The organism is Nannocystis pusilla (assembly GCF_020073745.1).
Lineage (GTDB): Bacteria > Myxococcota_A > Polyangia > Nannocystales > Nannocystaceae > Nannocystis > Nannocystis radixulma.
In genome coordinates this window covers 194,770-218,990 of the sequence record NZ_JAIRAU010000015.1, presented here as the reverse complement: position 1 = coordinate 218,990, position 24,221 = coordinate 194,770, and the positions used below count along the sequence as shown (strand labels likewise).

At 71.7% G+C, this 24,221-nt stretch carries 16 protein-coding genes; 11 read left to right on the top strand and 5 right to left on the bottom strand.

Annotation, left to right across the window (positions count from 1 at the left end; genetic code table 11):
* Window positions 1-135 precede the first annotated feature (135 nt).
* From K7C98_RS14210 to K7C98_RS14200, 3 genes are all read left to right on the top strand, one after another.
* Window positions 136-1,461, top strand: a complete 1,326-nt coding sequence (locus K7C98_RS14210; protein ID WP_224192181.1) for an MlaD family protein — start codon at window positions 136-138, stop codon at window positions 1,459-1,461.
* Window positions 1,462-1,604: 143 nt separating this feature from the next.
* Entirely contained in the window at window positions 1,605-2,498 is an 894-nt protein-coding gene (locus K7C98_RS14205; protein ID WP_224192180.1) for a hypothetical protein, read from the top strand.
* Between the two features lie 144 nt (window positions 2,499-2,642).
* Window positions 2,643-3,686: a TauD/TfdA family dioxygenase gene (locus K7C98_RS14200; RefSeq protein ID WP_224192179.1), complete on the top strand. Its 1,044-nt coding sequence runs from the start codon at window positions 2,643-2,645 to the stop codon at window positions 3,684-3,686.
* On the opposite strand, the gene K7C98_RS14195 is transcribed toward K7C98_RS14200, so the two are convergent.
* Window positions 3,662-4,600, bottom strand: coding sequence for a bile acid:sodium symporter family protein (locus tag K7C98_RS14195; protein WP_224192178.1), 939 nt, complete (start codon window positions 4,598-4,600; stop codon window positions 3,662-3,664). The two genes, K7C98_RS14200 and K7C98_RS14195, sit on opposite strands and share 25 nt — an antisense overlap.
* Window positions 4,601-4,962: 362 nt before the next feature.
* Here K7C98_RS14195 and K7C98_RS14190 point away from each other — a divergent pair, with 362 nt between their 5' ends.
* Window positions 4,963-6,783: a S10 family peptidase gene (locus K7C98_RS14190; RefSeq protein ID WP_224192177.1), complete on the top strand. Its 1,821-nt coding sequence runs from the start codon at window positions 4,963-4,965 to the stop codon at window positions 6,781-6,783.
* Window positions 6,784-6,876: 93 nt separating this feature from the next.
* Here the strand turns inward: K7C98_RS14190 and K7C98_RS14185 are convergent, their stop codons facing one another.
* Both K7C98_RS14185 and K7C98_RS14180 read right to left on the bottom strand, forming a co-directional pair.
* The gene (locus K7C98_RS14185; RefSeq protein ID WP_224192176.1) at window positions 6,877-8,667 is read right to left on the bottom strand and encodes a phosphoenolpyruvate carboxykinase (GTP); all 1,791 of its coding nucleotides are present in this window, start codon (window positions 8,665-8,667) and stop codon (window positions 6,877-6,879) included.
* A 486-nt stretch (window positions 8,668-9,153) separates the two neighbouring features.
* Entirely contained in the window at window positions 9,154-10,290 is a 1,137-nt protein-coding gene (locus tag K7C98_RS14180; RefSeq protein ID WP_224192175.1) for a hypothetical protein, read from the bottom strand.
* Between the two features lie 326 nt (window positions 10,291-10,616).
* Here K7C98_RS14180 and K7C98_RS14175 point away from each other — a divergent pair, with 326 nt between their 5' ends.
* The 4 genes from K7C98_RS14175 (at window position 10,617) to K7C98_RS14160 (ending at window position 16,443) form a co-directional block, all read left to right on the top strand.
* A complete protein-coding gene (locus K7C98_RS14175) occupies window positions 10,617-12,056 on the top strand; it encodes a hypothetical protein (protein WP_224192174.1) in 1,440 nt (479 codons plus the stop codon).
* Window positions 12,057-12,367: 311 nt separating this feature from the next.
* Window positions 12,368-13,204, top strand: coding sequence for an SCE4755 family polysaccharide monooxygenase-like protein (locus K7C98_RS14170; RefSeq protein WP_224192173.1), 837 nt, complete (start codon window positions 12,368-12,370; stop codon window positions 13,202-13,204).
* Window positions 13,205-13,436: 232 nt separating this feature from the next.
* Window positions 13,437-14,924, top strand: a complete 1,488-nt coding sequence (locus K7C98_RS14165; RefSeq protein WP_224192172.1) for a lyase — start codon at window positions 13,437-13,439, stop codon at window positions 14,922-14,924.
* A gap of 157 nt (window positions 14,925-15,081) precedes the next feature.
* Entirely contained in the window at window positions 15,082-16,443 is a 1,362-nt protein-coding gene (locus K7C98_RS14160) for a hypothetical protein (protein ID WP_224192171.1), read from the top strand.
* A 95-nt stretch (window positions 16,444-16,538) separates the two neighbouring features.
* Here K7C98_RS14160 and K7C98_RS14155 read toward each other — a convergent pair whose 3' ends face one another.
* Window positions 16,539-19,133 (bottom strand): hypothetical protein, encoded by a 2,595-nt coding sequence (locus tag K7C98_RS14155; protein WP_224192170.1) that lies wholly within the window; start codon window positions 19,131-19,133, stop codon window positions 16,539-16,541.
* Window positions 19,134-19,223: 90 nt separating this feature from the next.
* Window positions 19,224-20,039 (bottom strand): TIGR02452 family protein, encoded by an 816-nt coding sequence (locus K7C98_RS14150; RefSeq protein WP_224192169.1) that lies wholly within the window; start codon window positions 20,037-20,039, stop codon window positions 19,224-19,226.
* 148 nt (window positions 20,040-20,187) lie between these two features.
* Here K7C98_RS14150 and K7C98_RS14145 point away from each other — a divergent pair, with 148 nt between their 5' ends.
* From K7C98_RS14145 to K7C98_RS14135, 3 genes are read left to right on the top strand one after another with little or no spacing between them, the layout of a single operon-like run.
* Complete coding sequence (locus K7C98_RS14145; protein WP_224192168.1) at window positions 20,188-21,042, top strand: peptidyl-prolyl cis-trans isomerase; 855 nt, start codon at window positions 20,188-20,190, stop codon at window positions 21,040-21,042.
* Window positions 21,039-22,301, top strand: coding sequence for a HupE/UreJ family protein (locus K7C98_RS44775; RefSeq protein ID WP_224192167.1), 1,263 nt, complete (start codon window positions 21,039-21,041; stop codon window positions 22,299-22,301). The genes K7C98_RS14145 and K7C98_RS44775 overlap by 4 nt, the downstream gene beginning before the upstream one ends.
* Window positions 22,302-22,348: 47 nt before the next feature.
* Window positions 22,349-24,208, top strand: coding sequence for a DUF3604 domain-containing protein (locus tag K7C98_RS14135; protein ID WP_224192166.1), 1,860 nt, complete (start codon window positions 22,349-22,351; stop codon window positions 24,206-24,208).
* Window positions 24,209-24,221: the final 13 nt, after the last annotated feature.

Here is a 24,221-nt window from a genome sequence, read left to right as displayed (position 1 = left end):
CACGTCGCCGCGGCGGCGGGCGCCGATCGACTCCTCCGCGCGATCCCGGCCGCCCGCGCCCGAGGGTGCGTACGACGCGCGCGGGCCCCCTCGGAGCCTCCTCACCGTCGCCTGGATCCGCTACGATCGGCGGCGATGGCCCGCCGGAACGACGAGCACGGACTCAACCAGATCGTCGGCCTCGCGGTCATCGTCAGCGGCGTCCTCATCGTCGTCGGCCTCATCGTCTTCAGCCAGGGCAGGAACCTGTGGAGGCCGACGGTCACGATCACCGCCGACTTCCGCCAGGTCTCGGGCCTGCGCGAGGGCAGCGCCGTGCAGATCGAGGGCATGGAGATCGGCACCGTCGTCAAGCGCGAGTTCGTGTGGGTCGACTACCCGTGCAACCCGCAGACCGAGGATCGCGGCCGCTTCGGCCAGGGTCGCACCGACGACTGCGATCGCACCATGTTCTGCGCGAACGAGGGTCGCTGCGCCGAGCTCGAGTCGTACTCCTTCAACAAGGACTTGCACGCCCCGTGCGAGGAGGACTCGCAGTGCCGCCAGGGCGAGGTCTGCGTCACCGCCGAGATGCGCCGGCGCTACCGCGGCGTGCTGTGGACCGGCGGCACCGGCATCTGCGACGGCTTCACCACCGACCACAGCCGGATCCGCGTCACCCTGTCTGTCTTTCAGGACAGCATGATGCACATCCGCGACGACAGCCGCGCCGTCATCTCGCAGAACGGCGTGCTCGGCGATCAGATCATCCAGATCTCGGTCGGTCGCGGCCAGCCGATCGCGGAGAACGGGCGGATCCAGACCACGCCGTCGATGACCGAGACCATCGACGCCGTCAAGGAGAAGGTCGACGGCGGCTTCGTCAAGGTCGAGGAGGCCATCGGCGGGATCGCCGAGCTCGCCGCGGCCATGGGCGACGGCGAGACCGTCAAGAACATCCAAAACCGGCTCGCCGCCGCCGACGAGAACCTGCGCAACACCGCGGCCGGCAAGGGCATGGTCGGCGCCATGCTCAACGACGAGGACCTGCTGCGCAGCTTCGGCTCCTCGCTCCGCGGCGTGCGCGACGGCGCCGCCGACCTCGACCACTTCCTCGCCAAGGGTCAGAAGGCCCTCACCAAGTTCGACACCAGCATGCAGCCGCTGGTCGACGACGGGCGCAAGAAGATGGCCGCGATCTCGAACGCCCTGCACGACCCCTACAACGTCAACATCTCGACGCGCCTGCTGTACGACTCGCAGGGCAAGATGCTGAAGAGCGTGCAGGACACGCTCGGCAACATGAACAAGATCGTCGCCGGCATCGAGCGCGGCGAGGGCACCGTCGGCCGGCTCGTCCGCGACCCCAAGGTCTACGACGACATGGTCGAGTTCTTCCGCGGCCTGCAGCGCGACGCCAAGATCCAGTTCCTGATCCGCTGGGCCCTGTCCTCCGACAAGCCCGAGCGTCCCGCCCCCTGACACGCGAGCGCGAGGGCTCCGGCCCGTTCCTCCGCCAGGCCCGAGCGTCCCGCCCGCTGACAGCCCCCTCGCGGGCGCGAGCACGAGGACTCCGGCCGCGAACTCTGGCCCGCGCGAGCCCGCGGTGCTAGCTCGCGCGCGCGATGCCCAAGCTGTCCCACGAGGCGCTGGTCCAGCTCGTCCGTCACGCGCCCGCGTTGATCCCCGATCTGCTGTGGCCCGAGGCGCGCCCGTCGGGCCCGATCCGGATCAGCGCCGCCGAGTTCGCCGACCTCAATTTTGCCGAGCACCGCGCCGACGCCGTCATCGGCCTGGGCGGCGCGCTCGACCGGCCCGACGAGGCGCTCGTCGTCGAGGTCCAGGTCGAGCGAGACCTGCGCAAGCGCTGGACCTGGCCGCTGTACGTCGCCGGCCTGCGCACCCGCCTCAATTGCCCGGTCACCCTCGTCGTCGTCGCGCTCGACCGCGACGTCGCCCGCTGGTGCGCCGAACCGATCGACCTCGGCCGTCGGCGCAACGTCCTCCGCCCGTGGGTGCTCGGCCCCGACGCCGTGCCTGTGATCACCGACCTCGATCGGGCGCGCGAGCTGCCGGAGCTGGCCGTGCTGTCGGTCGCCGCCCACGCCGACGAGCCCGGCGCCGAACACATCGCCCTCGCCGCCCTCGACGCGACGCGCGATCTCGACGATCAGCGGGGGATCCTCTATCCTGACTTCGTCACCGCCCTTCTGGGCCGAGCGGCCCGGATCGCCCTGGAGAAGCTCATGGCCACGCAAAAGCGCTGGGAACCGATCAGCGACCTGTTCCGCAAGCCCTGGCTCGAGGGCATCGCCGAGGGCACGGTGCTCGGCAAGGCCGAAGGCATCGCCGAGGGCAAGGCCTCGCTGGTCCTCAAGATGCTCCAGCTCAAGGGCTTCGACCTCACCGACGAGCAGCGCCAGCGCGTCCTCACGTGCCGCGACGACGCCCTGCTCGAGACCTGGGCCGCGCGGATCCTCGTCGCCACCCGCCTCGACGAGGTCCTCACCGACGCCTGAGCCCGGGTCTGTTCCGGGCGAGCAAACTGTCCTGCGGGACAGCCTCGCGGCCCGCACGGGTGCGAGCGTGCGCCTCTCGGACCACCCGCCCGGCCCTCTCCGCTCGGGCCCCCCGCGCCCGTCGATCTGTGCGACCTTCGGCGCATGCGACTCAGCGAGATCCGCGGCGGAGGTGGTGCGGTCGTGCCGGTCGTCGAGCCGGACGGTGACGCCCGCGTCGACAGTCTGCGCGCCTGGCTCGACGCCGAGGGCACCTGGCTCTCCGGACAGCTTCGTACCCACGGCGCCGTCCTGCTGCGCGGCTTCGGCGTGCGCGTCCCGGTCGACCTCGAGCGGGTCGCGCAGGCGATCGACCCCGAGCTCAAGAACGAGTACCTCGGCACCTCGCCGCGCGACGCCCTCAGCGAGTACGTGTTCTCTGCCAGCGAGCTGCCGCCGTTCTACCCGATCCCGCAGCACTGCGAGATGTCGTTCCTGCGCGACCCGCCGCGGCGGCTGTTCTTCGCCTGTCTCGTCGCGCCGCAGGGGGGCGGCGGAGAGACCCCCCTGTGCGACTTTCGACGCGTCGCCGCCGGCCTCGATCCGGGCGTGCGCGAGCGCTTCGTCCGCGGCGGCATCCGCATCATCCGCAATTACGACGGCCCGGACGGCGGCGGTCGCTTCGACCTGTGGCAGCTCAAGCGCTGGGACGAAATGTTCCTGACCACCGATCGCGCCGTCGTCGAGGCCAAGTGCGCCGAGCAGGGCTTTCAGGTCACCTGGCTACCGGGGCAGCGCCTGCGCCTCGTCAGCGAGCACGACGCCTTGCGCGCGCACCCCGAGACCGGCGAGGCGGTGTGGTTCAACCACGTCCAGGTGTTCCACGCCGCCAGCGCCGCCTCCGAGCTGCGGCGCGTGCATGCCCGCCAGGGGGACCTGCGCAGCCTCGCCCTCTCGCAGTTCGCCCGCCTCATCATCGGCGCGCGGCGGCGGTTCACCCCGGCCGACGCCATGTCGATGCACTGCACCTACCGGGACGGCCGCGAGATCGACCCCGCCGACCTCGAGCATCTGCGCGACGTCATCTGGCGCAACATGGTCGTGTTTCCGTGGCGCACCGGCGACGTCGTGGCGCTCGACAACTTCTCCGTCTCGCACGGCCGCATGCCGTACCGCGGTCCGCGTCAGGTCGTCGTCGCCTGGGCCTGAGCGTCCTCGGCGCGCAGCGCCCGGCGACGCCACACCGTCGCCAGCGTCAGCCCGGCGATCAGGTGCCACACGCCCCACCACGCCGCGATCATCGCCGTCCCGCCGAGCCCCGGGAAGAAGTCGAACGCCAGCACCAGCGCCAGCCCGGCGTTCTGGATCCCGACCTCGATGGCGATCGCCCGCCGGTCGCGGCCCGGCAGCCCGGCTGTCCTTGCGACCAGCCAGCCCGACAGCAGCGCCAGCCCGTTGTGCAGCGCCACCACCCCCGTCAGCAGCGCCCAGTGATCGCCCAGCACCGCGGCGTTGCGGCTGATGCCGATGGCGATGAACAGCCCCAGGCACGCCACCGAGAGCAGCCGGAACGGCGCGCGCAGGCGGTCCGCCGCTCTCGGCCAGCGCGCCGCCACCAGCATCCCGAGCGCCAGCGGCGCGCCGAGCACCGCCACCACCGTCCCCACCAGCTCGCCGGGCGACAGAGCGACCGCCTGGACCAGCGCCGCCGTGTCCGCGTTCATACCTGACCAAAAAGCCAGGTTGAACGGCGTCGTCGCCACCGCCAGCACCGTCCCGATCGCCGTCATCGTCACCGACAGCTCCGTGTTGCCGCGGGCCAGGTGGGTGATGAAGTTCGACATGTTGCCGCCGGGGCAGGCCGCCACCAGCATCATCCCCAGCGCCACGCTCGGCGGCGGCCGCAGCAGCAGCACCAGCGCGAACGTCAGCGCCGGCAGCACCACCACCTGTCCCAAAAGACCGACGATGGCCGCGCGCGGGGATCGGACCACCCCGGCGAAGTCGGCCGGGCGCAGGTCGAGCGCCACCCCGATCATCACCAGCGCCAGCACCACGTTGAGCACGACCAGGCTGCCCGGCTCGAACGCCAGCGCCACCCGATCGAGCTCCGCCCCGCTCATCCTCGCCACGATAGCACCCTTCCTCGCCGGGCCGGCGCCCGGTCGGCGAGGACATGTCGCAAGAATCAGCCGCGGCGCGGCCGCGCTGGGGACCCGCTCGACCGGTACCGGCTGGCCGTCGTCGACCACGAGTTGGTCGACCGACTCATCCTCGCGGAGGCCATCACTTCCCCGCCCGCGACCTGTCGTTCGACAGCATCGACATCGGTTACACCGCCGTCACCTCGGACGCCCACCGCGGCGGCATCAAGCTCTCCGTCATCAACCGGGCTCGCGCCGCGACCGCGGCGACGGCAGCGCGAACCGCCGCGATCACGCATCTGCGCGCGCACCCGCGCCCCGCCTCGCGCTACGCTCGATCGATGTCGTCACGCACAGGTGCCGCCGCGGCGCTGCTCCTGCTCGTCGCCTGCGGCGACGCCATGCCGGCCGGCAGCGACGGCGACAGCACCTCGACCTCGACCTCGACCTCGGCCTCGCCCTCGACCACCTCCACCACCACCGGTCTCGAGCCGACCACGACCTCGAGCACCACCTCGACCGCGTCCACGGCCGCGCCGACCACCTCCACCTCGACCGGCGGGCCCCCGGTCGGCTGCGACGCTCCGCCGCCCTGTCGCACCTGCACCTGCGAGGACGACGTCTTCCACTGTCACTGTCCCGAGCTGTCCCCCGAGGCAGGTTACCTCGACGTCGCCGGCGTCGCCTACGAGATCGGCGAGGGCGACCACGTCATCGCCATGACCAGCTCGTCCGCGCGGCTGTTCTACAGCTTCCACCCCGCCGCCGACGACCCCGGCGACGCCCCGCTGCTCGTCCTCTTCAACGGCGGCCCGGGCGTCTCCACCGGCCTGATCCTCGCCGGCAACACCGGCCCGCAGACCCTCACCGACGCGCTCGAGCCGGCCCCGAGCCCGGCCCCCTGGACCGCCCTCGGCCACCTGCTCTACATCGACGCCCGCAACACCGGCTTCTCGCAGCAGTCGATCGCCGATCCCTCCCCCGTGGCCGCGCGCTCGGCCGAGCTCACCACCCGCAACTTCAACAGCTACCTCGACGCCGCCGACTTCGCGCGCGCCCTCCTGCGCTTCTGGGACGACCACCCCGAGCTCGCCGATCGCCGCCTCGTCCTCGTCGGCGAGAGCTACGGGGGGATCCGCGCCTCGATCCTGCTGCACATGCTGCTGTTCCCCGCGCGCTACCAGGACGGCCCCGGGCGCTACCGCGACCCCGACCTCGCCGCCGCCGTCGCCGGCCACCTCGCCGCGCGCTTCCCCGGCGACGGCCCCCCCGACCCCGCCGTCGTCGCCGGCGCGCTCGGCAACCTCGTCCTCGTCCAGCCCAGCCTGGCCGGCTCGGCCCAGCAGGCGCGCGCCGGTGACCTGCTCGAAGCGCCAGGTTCTCCCGTCCATGTCCTCTCGGACAGCATCGGCCTCGAGTTCGTCCCCTGCGCCGCCAAGCCGGACCCGTGCGACCCGTGGACCAACGCCATCAACTTCGTCGAGAGCGCCGGCCGCAGCCGCTACGACATCGCCGGCCCCGGCACCTGGCTGGCCGACCTGTTCGCCCGCACGCGCGCCGGCCTGTCGCGCCGCGACACCCTCGCCGCCATCTTGCAGGTCGCGCCCGAGGGCATCGAGGGCCTGGCCGCCGCCGACCGCCCGACAGCCTTCCGCGTGCGCAACCCCGGCGACTACGTCGGCGACGACGACGCCGGCGACCTCCCCGACCACCTCGGCGGCCTGCCCGAGTGGGACCGCTACTACCTGCCCTTCTCGGTCGAGGCGCTCGACGGCTTCCGCGGCCCGGTCGCGATCATGGCCGGCGTCCACTCGAGCGACCCGCACTACGGCGCCCTGTTCCTCCACGACCTCGCCTACGCCCGCGTCTTCATCACCGACGCCGCCCGCGACCTCGCCATCTGGGGCCCCTCGATCGCCCCCACGCTCGAGATCTTCAGCGGCATCGTCGACGCCGCCGAGCACGTCGCCGACCTCCCGGACGGCGCCGAGCGGCCCGGCGAGCTGCACGTCCAATTCCGCCCGGACGCCTTCCCCGGCGAGCCCGACCCCGGCCTGCGGACCATCCGCCTGCCGCCTTACGACGCCTCGCACGCCGTCACCTACGACCAGCCGCAGGCCCTGCGCGCCGACCTGGCCGCCTGGCTGGCCGAGGCCCCGTGACGCTCGCGCATGCGCGAAGGGACATGCCCTCGCGGACATGTCCCTTCGTACACAAACCAAGGGCCATGGCCCGCAGGCCACGGCCCTGTCCGCTCACAGCCGGCTGATCAGCAGCTCGCGCTCGAAGATCATCGTCTTCGGCAGCGCCTCCGACAGCTCGAGGAACAGCTCCTCGTGCGACAGCGTCTGCTTCTTGACGCGGTCGCGGGCGTAGCCCATCAGCTCGTCCCACTGCGCCTCGGAGAAGTCGAGGCCGCGCCAGTCGATGTCGTGGTAGTGGGGGATCCAGCCGAGCGGCGACTCGACGCCGATGGCCTGGCCGCGCGAGCGCTCGACCACCCACCGCAGCACGCGCATGTTCTGGCTGTAGCCCGGCCACATGAACTTGCCGTCCTTCTTGCGGAACCAGTTGACGTGGAAGATCCGCGGCGGCTCCTTCACGCGCTTGGCCATCGACAGCCAGTGGCGGAAGTAATCGCCCATGTTGTAGCCGCAGAACGGCAGCATCGCCATCGGATCGCGGCGCAGCGCCCCGACCTGGCCCTCGGCCGCCGCGGTCTGCTCCGAGCCCATCGTCGCGCCGATGTACACCCCGTGCGACCAGTTGAACGCCTGGTAGACCAGCGGCACGTCGTTCATGCGCCGGCCGCCGAAGATGATCGCGCGGATCGGCACGCCGGCCGGGCTCTCCCACTCGGGGTCGATGACCGGGCAGTTGCGGGCCGGCGCGGTGAAGCGGGCGTTCGGGTGGGCCGCGTTGCGGCCGCAGTCCGGGGTCCAGTCCTTACCTGTCCAATCGACCAGGTGCTTCGGCGGCTCCTTCGTCATGCCCTCCCACCACACGTCGCCGTCGTCGGTCAGCGCCACGTTGGTGAAGATCGAGTCGCGCGAGCACGAGATCATCGCGTTGGGGTTGGTCTCCATCGACGTGCCCGGGGCCACGCCGAAGAAGCCGGCCTCGGGGTTGATCGCGCGCAGGTTGCCCTCGGCGTCGGGCTTGAGCCAGGCGATGTCGTCGCCGACGCAGGTGACCTTCCAGCCGGTCATCTCCTTGGGCGGGATAAGCATGGCGAAGTTGGTCTTGCCGCACGCGCTGGGGAACGCCGCGGTCACGTAGGTCTTCTTGCCGTCGGGGCCCTCGACCCCGAGGATGAGCATGTGCTCGGCCAGCCAGCCCTCGTCGCGCGCCATCGCCGAGGCGATCCGCAGCGCGAAGCACTTCTTGCCGAGCAGCGCGTTGCCGCCGTAGCCGCTGCCGAACGACAGGATCGTGCGCTTCTCGGGGAAGTGGGTGATGTACGTGTTCTCGGGGTTGCACGGCCACGCCGGGCCGGCGTCGCCGGGCTCGAGCGGCTGACCCACCGAGTGCACCGCCTTGACGAAGCGGCCGTCGTCGCCGAGCGCGTCGAGCACCGCCTTGCCCATGCGGGTCATGATCTTCATGTTCGCGACCACGTACGGCGAGTCGCTGAGCTGGACCCCGATCTGGGCGATCGGCGAGCCGAGCGGGCCCATGCAGAACGGGATGACGTACAGCGTCCGCCCGCGCATGCAGCCGTCGTAGAGCGCGTTGAGCTTCTTGCGCATCACCAGCGGGTCTTCCCAGTTGTTGGTCGGACCCGCGCCCTCGCGCGAGGCGCTGCAGATGAACGTACGGCTCTCGACGCGCGCCACGTCGCGCGGGTCCGAGCGCACCAGGACGCTGTTGGGGCGCTTCTCCTGGTTCAAGCGGATGGCCGCGCCGCTCTCGATGAGCAGGCTCAGCATGCGATCGTACTCGGCGTCCGAACCATCGCACCACTCGACGCGGTCCGGCCGGCAGCGCGCCGTCCACTCGTCCACGAAGCGCTGCAGCTCTTGGTGTCTCGTCTTGGTCTCGCTCATACGTACCTCGTGCGCTCGGCGACTGTTATGCGTCCGCAAGGCTACCCCGGGGGAGCGTGTGGGGGTAAGAAAACTCAACCGTTCGTCGTGTGGCGAAGTTGGAGTTCCGTCGGCCCGGGCGAACGGCGTCTGCTGCTCACGCCGCGCCACGCGCAAGCTCCTGCGCAGCCGCGCCCGCGGCCCGCGTGACCGAACTCTGCCAGAGCGATCACCGGCCCGCCGAGGCCACGAGTTTACCCGCAAGCCCGAGGCCTCGCTCGCGCAGCTGCCCGCTCGCGCCGCGAGCTCGCGGCGATCGCCGAGGCCACGCGATCGGCCACCGGGCCAGGACCCCGTGCGGCTCCGTTGAGCAGCGCCGCCCCGCGACGCGCCGCGTGAGCCGGTACGGCCGCGCTCGCTGCCTCGCCGCCTGCGGCGAGGGCCGCGCCCGCTGGCTCGCCGAGGGACATGCTCGATCGGACATGCCCGATCGCGCATGCCCTTACGTCACTGCGGGATCAGCGGCGCGCAGGTCGACACGCCCGCGCCGACGATCCGCAGCGGCGCGTCCTCGACCACGACCTCGAGGTCCTGGACCCCGTTGCCGTCGCTGTCGTCGTAGTCGAGGTGGGTGACCTCGCTCGTGCCGTCCGACTCCTTGTCGGTGAAGAAGTAGAAGTCGCCGCCGAAGAACGCGAACGCGAAGCCGCCGCCGGTCTTGACCCCCGGCAGCGGGATGACCTCGAGGGTCGCGCCGGTGGCCTTGTCGACCTCGACCAGCTGCGACGGGTCGGGCCCGGCGAACAGGAACGCCCGGCCGTCGCCGGTGCCTGTCACTTCGGCCAGCCCGTAGTCGCTGAGCCCGTGCGGCACCACCGCGAGCGTGTCGGGGTCGACGCTGAAGAACTCGCTGACCATGTCGCCGTTCGCCACCCCGTTGTAGTGGTTGCCGTAGATCCGGTCGCACTTGTCGATCGCGCTGTTCGAGACGAACGCCATCCCGAAGTTCTTGATCCCGTTCTGCAGCGGCACGAAGCCGGGGTCGCTGCAATTCGAGGTGTCGGTGACGTCGATCTTGCGCAGCTGCTTGTCGCTGTACTGCACCCACGCGAAGCCCTCGCGGTCGACCCCCATCGAGAACGTCGACGGCGCCAGCCCGCAGTCGGCCGGGCCCAGCAGCTCGAAGTTATTGCCCTGCGGGAAGTACTTCCACAGCTGCGCCGTCTTCGACAGCACGAAGATGCCGTCGTCGAGCGGCACCTCGAGGTCGGGGCACGGGCACAGCTCCTCCAGCACGTCCGTCGTGCCGCTCTCGCCGGTCGTGTCCGTCGTCGACGTGTTCGTGGCGGCCGTCGTCGTCGAAGTGCCCGGCTCGTCCGTCGTCGGCTCGGCCGTCGTGCTCGTGCTGGTCGGCGGCGCCGCCGTCGTCGGCGTCTCGCTGTCGCTCTCGCTCACCCCGCCGCTGCCCTCGGTGGTCGGGCCGACCGTCTCGCCGGCGCCCGTCGCCTCGGTCGAGGTCGTGACCCCCGACGCGGTCACCCCCGTGATGTTCGTGGCGGTCGACGAGTCGGCCCTGGTGTCGCCCGCGCCCCCGTTGCAGGCGGGGAGCAGCGCGGCGACGAGCAACGAGTAAGTCGGCTTCATGGCGGCACCATACCCTCCGCGCGGCTTCGGCGGCGCCGCTCCGGGCGGCGGCCCACAGGCCGGCGCACCTGTCCGCAACCCGGGCACACGCGCGCGCCACGGCGCCGCCGCGCGACTGCATGACCGATCGGACATGCCCCTTACGACAGGCACGACCTCGCGGTCTCACCGAGTCCGCGGCGCGAGGCTCCCTCTCGCTTGCAGACTTCCGGCCCCGGGTTATGCCGTAGGCGGGGCACGAACCACGCGTGGATCCGCACAAACATCGCGCAACGACCCTCGTCCGCCCGCTTGCGGCGCTTCCCGCGACAAAAGACCATAGTTTCATGTCTCCCTCATCCTGTCTGTTCACGCTGGGCCTCGTCGTTCCCCTCGCATTGGTCGGCTGCGGCGACGACAAGGCGGGCACCGACACGGCCACCGGAACCGCGGGCCCCCTCACCACCTCGGTGCCGCCGCTGACGACCGGCGGCACCGAGCACCCGACCACCTCCGACGGCACGATGAGCGGCGGCCAGACCACGACCGGCACCACCACCGGCGCCGTCAGCGTCACCGCCGCGCCGACCACGGGCACCACCGAGCAGACCAAGTTCGACCTCGGGATCCAGCCCGATCAGCCCGGTGGCACCGGCTGCGCCGGCGGTGGCGGTGGCGGGGGCATGCCCGAGTTCAGCTACATCTGGATCGCCAACTCGGTCGAGGGCACCGTCAGCAAGATCGACACCTTCACCGGCGTCGAGGTCGGCCGCTACGTCAGCGGTCCCCTCACGGAGGGCCTGGGCGACGCCAACAACGGCCCGAGCCGCACCTCCGTCAACCTCTACGGCGACGCCGCGGTCGCCAACCGCAACGGCGGCGTCACCAAGATCGCCGCGCGCCACGACGACTGTCCCGACACCAACGGCAACGGCGTCGTCGACACCTCGACCGGCCCGCTCGACGTCAAGCCCTGGGGTCAAGACGAGTGCGTGCTGTGGCACCACCCGACCCCGACCAACCCGCTCGCCTACCAGGAGGGCCCGCGCCCGCTCGCGTGGGTCGGCGAGATCCAGCCCGACAAGTGCCCGGCCAAGGACCCGCCGCTGTGGTTCGGCTACTACAAGCAGGGGCAGAACCTCGGCGCCTTCGAGCGGCTCGACGGCGCCACCGGCAACACCCTCGACGCCGTCGACGTGCCGTGGAGCGGCAACAGCTGGGGCCCCTACGGCGGCGCCGTCAACAAGGACGGCGACTTCTTCGTCACCGGCTGGTCGACGGGCCCCGCGATCCGGATCGCCCACGACACCCTGCAGGTCACCGTCTTCACCAACAACGGCTTCCCTTCCTACTACGGCATGGCGCTCGACGCCAACGGCGAGCTGTGGGTCGCCGGCTGTGACAGCGTCATCTACCACCTCGATCCGAACAGCCAGATCTGGACCCAGGTCGGCACCGGGCCCGGATGTCTGCGCGGGATCCAGGTCGACAAGATGGGCCGCGCCTTCATCGCCCACAACGGCTTCCCCGCCGGCATCGTCGTCGTCGACACCGTCGCCAAGACGATCCTGAACCCCAACGTCCCCCTGCCCGGCGCCGTCACGCCGGTCGGCATCAGCATCGACGTCGAGGGCTACGTGTGGGTCGTCGACCAGGGCGGCTGGGCCTACAAGGTCGACCCCGACAGCTACCAGGTCGTCCTCCAGGTCACGGGCCTCAACCAGCCCTACACCTACTCGGACATGACCGGCGCCGGCCTCGACCTGGTCGTCAACCCGCAAGGCTGACCTTCCGAACCTGTCCCATCGAACAGCCTGGGCTCGGCCGCACCACCGGCTCGTCGCAACGACATGTCGGAGAGGACATGTCCTTCGCTATCAAAATTACGAGACATGTCGCACTGGACATGTCCCATGTGCCGCGTCGATCACCTGCGCTCGCGGCCGCCGCGGGATCCGCATCCGGCCGCGCGGCCCGGTCCTCGCGGGGCCGCGCGACCTCGTCGCGCGACCTCGCCCGCGATCAGCGATCTCCACGCGCAGCCGTGCGCCCGCGAACTCGCTATAGTCGCCGCCGCGCCGACCTGCGCCCCATCCACATGCAGCGCTTTACGATCTCCGCCCTCGCCTTCGCCGCTTCGATGCTCGTCGCCGGGACGGCAGCCGCCCACATCCAGATGCAGCACCCGACGCCGCGTTACCCGGACCAGAAGGCCGGCCCGTGCGGCAAGGGGGCCGGCGACGCGCCGACCGCCAACATCAACACCTTCCAGGGCGGCGAGACCATCGTCGTCCGCTGGACCGAGACCGTCCAGCATCCCGGGCACTTCCGGATCAGCTTCGACGACGAGGGCCAGGACGACTTCGGCGATCCGACCGCGTACGACGACTTCTACTCGAACCCCGCGGTCCTGGTCGACGAGATCGCCGACAAGGTCGAGCCCCAGGCGATGTACGAGCAGGAGATCACCTTCCCGGAGATGAGCTGCGACTCGTGCACCCTGCAGCTGCTGCAGGTGATGACGGACAAGCCCCCGTTCGGGCCGGCCGGCGGCAGCGACTTCTACTACCAGTGCGCCGACATCGTGCTCATGGGCGCGGCCGAGACGACGGGCGACGACACCACCGCCGGCACCACCGGTCTCGACACCACCGGCAGCGACACCACCGGCGGCGACGTCACCACGGACGCGACCACCACCACCGGTGGGACCACCGAGGATGTCACCACGGGCGCGCCCACGACCGCGCCCGATCCGACCACCGGGAGCGTGTCGGGTGACGACACCACCGGCGCGCCCGGCTCGACCGGCGACTCTGCCGGCAACAGCGGCAACGACGACGACGGCGGCTGCGGCTGCGACAGCGGCGGCGCCGGAGCGACCGGGCTGGCCGCGCTCGTGCTGCTGGTCGCGCGGCGGCGGCGTCGCCGTTAGCGGGCCGGGCGGCGAACCCGAGGAGGACGGAGGCGGACGCGCAGTCCGCATCGCGACGTCGGGCCGGCGCCGAGCCGATCAGCCTGACCGTGAAGACATGTCCTCCACGCCAGGCCGCTGCGCGTCCTCGCCGCTGGCGCGGAATCGACCAGAGAGGATCCACTCGTCGACCAACCAGGCAATCCTCTGGTCCGAGCACCCATGAAACACCGTTTTCCGCATGATGGGAACCATGCAGAAGACAAGGATTGGCAAGTGTTGGCTCGCCCTGCCGCTGGCGGTGGGGCTCTCGGCGTGTGGTGACTCGGGGTCGGCGAACAGCACCGGCACGGCCGGCATGACGCAGTCGACCGACGACCCGACGGTGGGCACCACGGCGAGCACCGTGCCGACCACCACGGCCACAGCGACCGACCCGGACACGCAGGGCTCCGACTCGATCGGCGAGACGACGACGACGAGCACGACCTCGCCGACGACGACGATCTCGCCGACCTCGACCTCGACCGGCCCTGACCCGTCGACGACCACGACCACGACCACGACGGCGACGACCACCACCGAGGGCACCACCGGCACCACCGGCACCAGCACCACCGGCAACCCGGTGATGTGCGAGCCGGGCGACGGCATGGGCATGGGCCCGATCGAGAAGAGCTTCATCTGGATCCCGAGCCAGGACCTGAGCGACGTCGCCAAGGTCAACACGCAGACGCTCGTCGAGGTCGCCCGCTACCGCACCGGCCCCGGCGGCAACAGCCCGTCGCGCACCGCCGTCAGCGCCGACGGCCGCTTCGTCGTCGTCAACAACCGCGAGACCGGCAACTCGTCGATGTTCGCCGCCAACGTCGAGGACTGCGTCGACAAGAACGGCAACGGCATGATCGACACCTCGCAGAACAAAAACGACGTGCGGCCGTGGATGGTCGACGAGTGTCTGCGCTGGCACATCCAGTGGCCGTTCGCGGGCGGCTTCTCCAACGGCCCGCGCGGCGTCACCTGGACCCCGGGCACGTGGGACTACGACCTCTGCAAGTACGTCAACCCCAAGGTGTGGCTCGGCTACAACGCGCCGGGCGGCGTCGCCCACTTCGTCCGCATCGACGGCGAGACCGGCACCATCGAGGAGACGATCAACGTCCCCAACTGGAACGGCCAGGGCTACGCCCCCTACGGCGGCGCGCTCGACCCCGAGTTCCGCCCGTGGTTCGGCGGCCTGCGCGGCGAGTTCCTGCGCATCAACACCGACCAGAACCCGATCACCGTGACGCGCTGGACCGCGCCGTTCAACATCCAGTCGTACGGCTTCACCGTCGACGGCGACGGCAACCCGTGGTTCGCCGGCTGCAGCGGCCCGGTCAGCACCTTCGACCCCGACACCGAGCAGTACACCTCGGTGCCCGGCACCAACGCGTGCTACCGCGGCATCACGGCCGACAAGGACCACGTGTGGGTCGCCTCCAACAGCCCGTGCGCGCTGGCCCAGATCGACCGCGCCACCAAGACCCTGGTCGCCAACCACAACACCAACCCCTGCTCGACCGCGATCGGCCTCAGCGTCGACGCCGAGGACTTCGTGTGGCTCGTCGATCAGGAGGGCTGGGCCTGGAAGATCGACCCCGACAACGTCGCCGGCATGCAGCAGGTCATGGTCCCCGGCAGCCACTACGTCTACTCGGACATGACCGGCGGCCAGCTGCTCAGCATCTTGCCGATGTGACATGACGCGAAGGCCATGCCCGATCGGGCATGCCCTTCCGACCAGAACCCCGAGGGCGCGCCGGCACCGGCGCGCCCTTCGTTCATCGGCTCAGCGCCGCGACTGGGCCCCCCTTGCAACTACCGGGTCTGCTAGGATGTCCAGGGGTCCAAAGCGCATGCGCAAAATCGACCACTCCGCGCTTCTTGCATTCGTTGGCTTGCTCACAGCCTGCCCAAGTCCGAACGGGGGAGATTCGTCGACCAGCGCCTCCACGGCGAGTTCTACGGAGTCGTCGACCACCACGGTTGCCACGACCACGGTAATGACTGGCCCGACGACATCTTCGTCGACCACTCCGCCGACGACCGAGACCACCGGTTGCCCCAATGGCGTCGTGGAGGACGGCGAGGCCTGTGACGACGGGAACATGGTCGACGGTGACGGCTGCAACAACGACTGCACCGAGTCGGGGGCACTCCTCTGGGAGTACAAGTCGGGTGTTCCTGGCCTGGATGAGGTCCGGGACGTCGCGATCGAGGGTGATGCAGGCATCGTCATCGGCGGGGGACAGAATTCGGACCGCTGGATCGCCCACTTCAGCGAAGATCTCGCTTTGAACTGGTCGAAAACCTACGACGCGGCTCCCGTGGACATCATCCTCGGCGTGGCTGTCAACGCGGACGGGATCTTCGCAGCCGGAGCCCTCACGCCGATGCTCGGTCCTGATCCCAACACGCAGGTTCGCAAGGCCTCGACCGCTCGCCTGACACACACGGGCGACGTCACCTGGGAGGATCTCTGGGAGAATGATCTCGGCGACGTCTACCCGACCCGGATCGCGCTCACCCGGGACGGTGACGTCGTGATCGCGGGTATGATGGCGGTCGCCGCCGACGGTGTCGGCGTCTTTGCACGGCGCTACTCTGCCATGGGTGCCGAGAAGTGGACTGCAAACCACCCGATCAATTTTTCCAATAACTCGCTGTATCCCCTCGGCCCGGGGCTCGCGGTGGGACCTGACACTGTCTATGTCGGAGGCTACATCATGGGCACCAACGGCTTCGAAGAGTCCATCTTCGGGTTCCCTGCGAACGGCGGAGATCCACTCTGGGTCCGAAAGACGGCGGAGACGGCGGGTATCATTGACTCGCTCGTCCGCGACTCGAACGGCGACATCGTCGTCGGAGGGTCCGGCAACGACGTGAAGGAGATGACGGTTCGCAGGCTCACGAGCGCTGCAGATCCGATCTGGTCGAGCACCGGGTGTACGGGCCAGGTGGCGCGTGCGGTCGCCATCGACCTGCACGGGGACATCATCACCATCGGAGATGGCCCTGGGAACGTCGGCGTCAACATTCGCCTGTGCAAGTTCGCGCCGGACGGGGACTTGCGTTGGGGCCGGGACATCGATGGTGGCGTCGGCGATGATCGTGGGTATGCGATCGCCGTGTTGCCGTCAGGCCGGATCGTCGCTGGCGGCAAGGTGAGCGCCGGGGCCAACGAGGCCGATGCCTGGCTCGCCGTGTATTCGCCATAAGCGTCGAGCAACGCGCGAGCGGATGGACCGCACTCTGCGCACTCGCTTGCGCAGAGTGGCCTCGCAAACCCTGGAGAACTTCGGGCTGGAGGGGCTCAGTGACACTGCCAGTCGATGTAGCCGTCGAACACGTACATGACGCCCGCGTCGCCGAGGTTGATGTAGCAGAGGCCCTCGTCGAACTGGAACAGGAAGTCGGGATCGACGCCCGGAGCGCCGTCTTGCAACCACAGCGGGCCGCCGCCGACGTAGCCGTGGGACGAGTAGACGAACCCTCGCACGCGCTTGGCCGCGCCCTCGAGGTCGGCCCCGCCCTCGTCGAAGATGACCTCGGGGACGTCGAACGCCTCGACCCGCAGCGTCGCCGCGCCCTTGGTCGAGCCCGGCGCCTCGTCGAGGTCGGCCTCGGCCGTCCACACCAGCTCGCCGCGGCTGTGGCGCTCGCCGGTCTGCGGGTCGGGCAGGTACAGCGACACCGACCGCGCCCCCGGGTAACGCGCCGCGAGCTCGGGCAACTGCGCCAGGTCGAGCGTGATGACGTGCTCCATCGGCTCCTCGCGGTCGACCGGCGGCGCGACCACCCCGCGCGGCGTGCCCCCGATCCGCGCCACCGTCTCGGCGCCCGGCTCGCCCTCGCCGCGGCGCAGGCGGTAGATCCGGACCTTCGGGCCCGGCACCTCGGCCGCCAGCCGCCGCAGCTCCTGCTCCGGCGTCTCGACCGCCTTGCCGAGGCCCGCCTTGACCGCCGCGAACACCTCCGGCGCGAGCGCCCGCTCGAGCTCCTTCATGAGCGTGTTCTCGGCCGGCGCGTCGCCGAACGCCCGCAGGATCGGCGCCACGATCTCGCGCCCGAACTTGCGCAGCTCCCCGCTCAGCGAGCCCGAGCCGATCGCCTGCCGCCTCGCCATGACTGCCTGGAAGACCATGTCCAGGAGTTCAGGCGGCGCGTCGGTCCGCAGCACCCGCGCCAGCCGCCACGGCTCGGCCGCGCAGCGCTCGCGGTTGCTCGTCACGACCTTCACCCAGCGCTCGAGCGGCAGCTTCGCCAGCATCGCCAGCACCGGATCGACCTTGCTGCCGCCGTGGCTGAAGCGGATCTGATCGAGCTGGATGTGCTCGTCGAGCGCGACGTCCCACGTCTGCCCCTCAGCCGACGCGCGCGAGAGCATGTAGAGGATCGCCTCGCCGAACATCGCCTTCATGTCGGGCGCCTGCGCCTGCGCCTGCGCCTCGACCGCGTAGGGCACCAGCGCCGGCGAGCAGTAGCCGAGCAGCCCGGCGTCGGTCGCGTACTTGCCGGCGGCGAGGCGGGCGAACGCCTCCTCGACCAGCCCGCGCTCGAAGTGCACGTCGAGGAACGCGCTGACCTTGCCGAACCAGAACTCCTTCGCCAGCTGCGCGCGCAGGATCGCGTGGGTGCGCGCCGGGCCGAGGATCGTCAACACCCCGCGGAGCCGCGCGATCGTCTCGGCCTCGCTGTCGTACACGCGATCGAGGTCGAAGCGCGCGTCGAGCTCGGGCGGGATCGCCTGACCGGCCGCGTGGGCCCGCTCGATGCCGACGACCGTCAACATCAACGCCAGCATCCGGACCCGCTCGTCCTCGCCGCTCGCCTCCTCGATCGCGCCCTCTTCCGGCTCGCCGTCGCCGTCGCCGTCGTCGCCGCCGTACTCGTCGTACTCGTCGCTGTCGTCGCTCGCGTACTCGTCCTCGTCGCCGTCGTCGGCGTCGTCGTCGTCACTGCTCGACGCGCGCGGCTCCTCGACCTCCCTGTGCTGCGCGACCGCGATCTTGAACGGCGCCGTGCCCTCGGCCGCCAGCTGCTGGGCCGCGGCGAACAGCGCCGCCGGCGGGTCGGAGCGCGCGTCCAGCACGTGCAGCAGCGACCACGTGTCCCAGTGGCCGTCGCCGAACAGATAGATCACGTCCGAAAGCGCCGCCAGCTTGAGCCCGGCCAGGCCGTTGCGGCTGATCTCGCCGGAGCGCGAGCGGAACTCCTGCACGCGCGGCAGGATCCACGCCAGCGCCTCCTCGGCCCACGACGCCCCGAAGCGCGAGGCCAGCTGCTCGACCTCCGTCGTCGAGCGCAGGCGGAACTCGACCCGCTTGCCGCCCTCGATCCACGGCACGTCCCCGTTGCCGTCCAGCCCGTGCTTCAGGTGGTGCGTCACCAGGTGGCGCAGCAGCGTCACGCTCGACGCCGGCGGGATCGTCTCGCCCGCGCGGCGGCGGACGAAGTCGATCGCCAGCTGCAGGTTCTCCGACAGCTCGTCGCGGACCGCCAGCACCGCCGCGGGGTCGGCGACGTACGCCGCGGTGACGAGCTCGTCGACCGAGGTCAGCATGCCGGGCGTCAGCGTCGCCCACTCGCGCGCCTCGCCCTTGTCGAGCACGCCCATGTCGGGCGGCAGGCGGCGCAGCACCGCGATGATGTCGGCGGCCGAGACGTCGTGGGTGTGCTCGCCGAGGATCCGCAGCACGCCGGCGGAGCGGACCTCCTGCAGCACCAGGCCGTGGCGCGCCAGGTGCCACAACAGCCCCGACGCGTCGTTGGTGCTCTTCCACAGCAGGTTGTTGTGCTTGAAGCCGTTGGCGTCGAGGAGCTTGTCGAGCTTCTGGCCGAGCGCCTTCAACTTCTTCTCGGTGAGCGCTTCGAACGGGGGGATGGTCGACTTGGGGGGAGCCTTCATCGTCCGCAGCGATACCAGAACGCGGGTCGCCGCGCAGCAACGTGCGGATCTGCCCCCCCGCCCCCGGACTGCCTCGACCTGCCCGAACAGTCAGCCGAACACCCGCTCGAACGCCTTGAGCGTGCCCTTGTCGCGGCTCTTGTCGTAGATGGCGAAGATCACCCGCGCGAACGACCGCGCGTAGGTCGAGCGGAGCAGCTCGGCGAACACCTGGGCCACCTCGGCCGGGTCGTTGCGGAACACCCCGCAACCCCACGCACCCAGCACCAGCGTGTCTTGCTTCTGCGTCGCCAGCACCCGCAGCACCCGCTCGGCCCGGCGGGCCAGCGCCTTCGACAGCGCCGGGCGGCCGCCGTCCTTGCGACGCAGGTGCTCGCCCGCGTTGGGGGCCGGCGCCGTCACGATCCCGACGTGGAACGGCCGCTCGAGCAGGTCGAGCCGCTCGTCGCGGAAGAACGGCACCCCCGGCGACCAGATGATGTGATCCGTGTACAGCATCGACGCGGTCGCGCGGTTCACGTCGTAGTACTCGCGCTGCTCGAGCAGGCAGTGGTAGAGCGCCGAGCAGCGCGCCAGATCTTCCTCCTGCGCCTTGGCCCCGCCGAGGAACCCGCCGCCCGGGTTCTTGGCCGACGCGAAGTTGAGCGCCGCGACCTCGGCCGCGCCCTGCTCGACCAGCTTGCGCGCCGCCCCGCCGGTCGTGTCGGCCCACACCTCGATGCGCGGCGCCTCGCCGCTCCCGGGCGGCACCGGCAGCGCGTCGAATTCGTCCGGACGGTACAGCACCGTGCCCTGGCGGGCCGCCGCGACCGCGCTTGCGATCGACACCACCTGTCCCGAAGGACAGGTGTAACTCCCGCGCTCGACGATCGCCACCGTCTCCTTCGCCAGCCCCGCCAGTGACATGGCCGCGATGGTACGCCACTCGCTCGTCCGCGCCAGTCCCCTTCGCCCCCGCATCCCACGCGGCTCGGCCCGCCTCTGCCTTGACGCACGCCGGCCGGTCTCGCCGGCCCTTGCCGCCGCCGCGGGCCGCGAGGGATAGTCGCGCACGTTGACCTGGCGCGCCCTCCTCCGCGAACCGCTCGTCCAATTCCTCGTCTTGGGGCTGGCCCTGTTCGCCCTCCACGCGCGCGTGCGCCCCGACCCCGACGCGAACATGCGCGTCGACCTCGCCCGCGTGGAGGCCGCGCGCCAGGGCCTCGGCGCTCGCCTGGGCCACGCGCCCGCCGACGCCGAGCTGGCGGCGGCCCTGCGCGAGGCCCTCGACGACGAGCGCATGGTCCGCGAGGCCGTGCGCCTCGGCCTCGACCGCGACGACCCGATCGTGCGCCGGCGCCTGATCCAGAAGCTGCGCCTCGCCTACGAATCGAGCGCCGACCTCGACCCCGCCGACGACGCCGCCCTGCTGGCCCAGCGCGACGCCGAGCCCCAGCGCTACACCGCGCCCGCCCGGCTCGCGCTCACCCAAATCCTGGCCGCGCGCGGTCGCCACGCGGAGCCCGAGGCCGCCGCCCGCGAGTTCGCGCGCGCTCTCGAGGCCGGCGCCGATCCGGCCGGGCTCGGCGACCCCGGCCCGCACGCCCGCCGCCTCGGCCTGCGCCCCGTCGCCGACTACGCCGGCATGTTCGGGCCCGAGTTCGCGGCTGCCCTCGAGGGCATGCCCGAAGGGACATGGTCGATCGTACAGTCCAAGATCGGCGCCCACGCCGTCCGCGTCGACGCCCGCGCCCCCGCCGAGCTGCTGCCCCTGGCGGCCGCCCGCGCCCGCCTGCAGGCCGACCTCGCCGAGCGGCGCCGCGCCGAGGCCGTGCGGCTCGCCCTCGAGGACCTGCGCCGCGCCGACCCTGCCGACCTCCGCGAGCTCCCGCCCGACCTCGCCGCCGCCCTCCGGGAGCACGGCCTGTGAGCGCCGCGGACGAGCCGCGCCGCGCGGGCGCCGGGCGCCCCCTCGCGTCGCCTGTCCCTTCGGCCACCTCCTTCGCGCCCGGGCGCTCCGTCCCCACGCCTGTCCCTTCGGCCACCTCGCCTCGCGCCCTCGTCGCCCCGGCCTCCCCTGTCTCTTCAACCACATCCTCCGAGCCCGGCCGGCCCGCCCCATCACCTGTCCCTTCGGCCACCTCGCCTCGCGCCCTCGTCGCCCCGGCGTCCCCTGTCTCTTCAACCACATCCTCCGAGCCCGGCCGGTCCGCCTCGCCACCTGTCCTTTCGACCATCTCACCCCTCCGCCTCGCCGCGCTCCTCGCCGCTCTCCTCGCCACCCGCCCCGCGAGCGCCCACGAGTTTCGCCCGGCCGTCCTCGTCCTCGACGAGTCCGAGGGCGGCCGGCTCGACGGTCGGCTCGAGCTCCCGCCCGAGCCGGACGCGCGCGACCTCGCCGTCGAGCTGCCCGCGCACTGTCGCCCGCTCCCGGCCCCGCCCGGCCGCCTGCGCGCGGACTGCGGCCCTGACCGCGTGCGCGGCGAGCTCGTCGTGCGCAACCTCGACCGCGGCGAGCTGATCGTCCGCCTGCGCCGCCATGGTGCTGGCCTTCAGACCATGGTCGTTCGGCCAGGTGAACAGAGCGTCGCGCTGGCCCCGGTCGAGGGCCCGCCGCCGGGCTACCTCGCGCTCGGCGTCGAGCACATCCTCGGCGGCGCCGACCACCTGCTGTTCGTCGCCGGCCTCGCCTTGCTGGTCCGCCCCGCGCTGCGGCTGGCGGGAGCGCTCACGGCCTTCACGGCCGCGCACAGCCTCACCCTCGCGCTCGCCGCCCTCGGCGTTTTGGTCCTCCCGCAGCCGCCGGTCGAGGCGTGCATCGCCGTCTCGCTGATCCTCCTCGCCCGCGCCCTGGCCCGCCGCGAGCGCCCCTCGGGGGCCGCGGCCTGGCGCCTCGCGGCCGCCTGCGGCCTGCTGCACGGCCTCGGCTTCGCCGGCGCCCTCGCCGACATCGGCCTCCCGCGCGACGCCGCCGTGCCCGCGCTGCTCGCCTTCAACGCCGGCGTCGAGCTCGGTCAGCTGCTCGCCGCCGCCGTCGTGCTCGCCCTCGCCGCGCTCGCCCGCCGCGCCCTCGCGGCCGCGCCCGCCCGCCTCGCCGCCCCGCTGTCCGCCCTGCCCGCGCTCGCCCTCGGCGGCCTCGCGGTCGCCTGGACGCTCGAGCGCGTCCTCGCCTTCTGGAGCCCCGCATGACCCGACTGCCCGTTCGCACAGGTCCTCTCCGCCATGTCCTCGCCACCATGTCCTCATGGACATGCCTGATGAGCCAGTCGGCCTGTCGTCCGGAGCCGGAGCCGTTCGTCGACCGGCGCGAGCCGTGCGCCGAGCGCAACCCGCAGCGCAACCTCTACTTCGGCGACCTCCACGTCCACACCTCGTACTCGTTCGACGCCTGGATCAACGACGTGCGCACCGACCCGGCCGGGGCCTACCGGTTCGCCCGCGGCGAGGAGGTCGCGGGGCTCAAGCTGGCGCGCCCGCTCGACTTCGCCGCCGTCACCGACCACTCCGAGTACCTCGCCGAGGTCGAGGGCTGCACCACCCCCGGCTCGGCCGTCTACGACTCGCCGCGTTGCACCGACTTCCGCGCCGGCTCGGCCGCCGCGCTCGTGAGCTTCGGCCTCGGCCTCGACGGCGACGACGCCATGCGCTGGGGCGACCTGTGCGGCGACGGGGCGCTCGACTGCCCGGCCCGGATCGGGGCCGTGTGGGCGCGCGTGCAGGAGGCCGCCGAGGCCGCCTACGACCGCAGCGCCGCCTGCGAGTTCACCAGCTTCGTCGCCTACGAGTGGTCCGGCTCGCGCATGCTGTCGAACCTCCACCGCAACGTCATCTTCCGCAGCAGCCGCGTGCCCGACCTGCCGGTCTCGCACTTCGAGGCGCCGACCGCCGGCGAGCTGTGGCAGCGATTGCTCGGCGACTGCCGTGACAGCCTGCCCGGCTGCGAGGTCCTGGCGATCCCGCACAACAGCAACTGGTCGAACGGCAACCTGTTCACCCCCGAGATCCCCGCCGGCGGCGACGAGACCGAGCTCGCCGAGGTCCGCGCCGATCTCGAGCCGCTGCTCGAGATCTACCAACACAAGGGCGACTCCGAGTGCTCGCCGGGCGTCGCCGGCCTCGGCCCGCCCGACGAGCTGTGCGACTTCGAGAAGCTGCGCGCGCTGCCGTTCGACGACTGCGGCGACGGCACCGGCAGCCAGGGCATGGTCGGCCGCGGCTGCGTGTCGCGCCTCGACTTCCTGCGCGGGATCCTCCTCGCCGGCCTCGGCGCCGAGCAGCGCCTCGGCGTCAACCCGTTCCGCCTCGGCGTCATCGCCGGCACCGACACCCACAACGGCACGCCCGGCAACGTCGAGGAGGCCAGCTACCCCGGTCACTTCGGCAAGCGCGAGAGCGACCCGGTCACGCGCCTCACCGGCAACGTCCCCGCCGGCGCGCGCAACGGCCCCGGCGGCCTCACCGCCGTGTGGGCCGAGGAGAACAGCCGCGAGGCGCTCTGGGACGCCCTGCGCCGCCGCGAGGTCTACGGCACCAGCGGGCCGCGCATGGCCGTGCGCGTGTTCGCCGGCTGGGACCTCGCCGACGATCTGTGCGACAGCGGCGACTTCGTCGGCGCGGCCGAGGCGGCCGGCGGCGTGCCGATGGGCGCGACCCTGCCCGATCGGACAGGCGACGACGGGCCCGTGATCGCCGTCAGCGCGCAGATGGACCCCGGCAGCGAGGGCGCCCCGGGCTCGCTGCTCGAGCGGATCCAGGTGATCAAGGGCTGGCAAGACGCCCAGGGCGTCGGCCAGATCACCGTCGTCGACGTCGCCGGCGGCCCCGACGGCTCGACCGTCGACGAGGCCACCTGCAGCGCCGACCAGCGCGGCTCGCCGCTGCTGTGCGGCCTCTGGCGCGACCCGGAGTTCGACCCCGAGCGCCCCGCCTTCTACTACGTGCGCGTGGTCGAGGATCCCGTGTGCCGCTGGAGCTGGCGCGACTGCCTCACGATCGCCGAGGACGCCCGCCCGCCCGCGTGCAGCGATCCGACGATCCCGCGCACGCTCCAGGAGCGCGCCTGGACCAGCCCGGTGTGGTACTCGCCTGGCGCTTGAGCCAGGTCGCTCG

Excerpts from the sequence above, each read along its gene's own strand:
- K7C98_RS14210 (WP_224192181.1), top strand. The coding sequence starts at position 136 with ATGGCCCGCCGGAACGACGAGCACGGACTCAACCAGATCGTCGGCCTC.
- K7C98_RS14205 (WP_224192180.1), top strand. The coding sequence starts at position 1,605 with ATGCCCAAGCTGTCCCACGAGGCGCTGGTCCAGCTCGTCCGTCACGCG.
- K7C98_RS14200 (WP_224192179.1), top strand. The coding sequence starts at position 2,643 with ATGCGACTCAGCGAGATCCGCGGCGGAGGTGGTGCGGTCGTGCCGGTC.
- K7C98_RS14195 (WP_224192178.1), bottom strand. The coding sequence starts at position 4,600 with ATGAGCGGGGCGGAGCTCGATCGGGTGGCGCTGGCGTTCGAGCCGGGC.
- K7C98_RS14190 (WP_224192177.1), top strand. The coding sequence starts at position 4,963 with ATGTCGTCACGCACAGGTGCCGCCGCGGCGCTGCTCCTGCTCGTCGCC.
- K7C98_RS14185 (WP_224192176.1), bottom strand. The coding sequence starts at position 8,667 with ATGAGCGAGACCAAGACGAGACACCAAGAGCTGCAGCGCTTCGTGGAC.
- K7C98_RS14180 (WP_224192175.1), bottom strand. The coding sequence starts at position 10,290 with ATGAAGCCGACTTACTCGTTGCTCGTCGCCGCGCTGCTCCCCGCCTGC.
- K7C98_RS14175 (WP_224192174.1), top strand. The coding sequence starts at position 10,617 with ATGTCTCCCTCATCCTGTCTGTTCACGCTGGGCCTCGTCGTTCCCCTC.
- K7C98_RS14170 (WP_224192173.1), top strand. The coding sequence starts at position 12,368 with ATGCAGCGCTTTACGATCTCCGCCCTCGCCTTCGCCGCTTCGATGCTC.
- K7C98_RS14165 (WP_224192172.1), top strand. The coding sequence starts at position 13,437 with ATGCAGAAGACAAGGATTGGCAAGTGTTGGCTCGCCCTGCCGCTGGCG.
- K7C98_RS14160 (WP_224192171.1), top strand. The coding sequence starts at position 15,082 with ATGCGCAAAATCGACCACTCCGCGCTTCTTGCATTCGTTGGCTTGCTC.
- K7C98_RS14155 (WP_224192170.1), bottom strand. The coding sequence starts at position 19,133 with ATGAAGGCTCCCCCCAAGTCGACCATCCCCCCGTTCGAAGCGCTCACC.
- K7C98_RS14150 (WP_224192169.1), bottom strand. The coding sequence starts at position 20,039 with ATGTCACTGGCGGGGCTGGCGAAGGAGACGGTGGCGATCGTCGAGCGC.
- K7C98_RS14135 (WP_224192166.1), top strand. The coding sequence starts at position 22,349 with ATGTCCTCATGGACATGCCTGATGAGCCAGTCGGCCTGTCGTCCGGAG.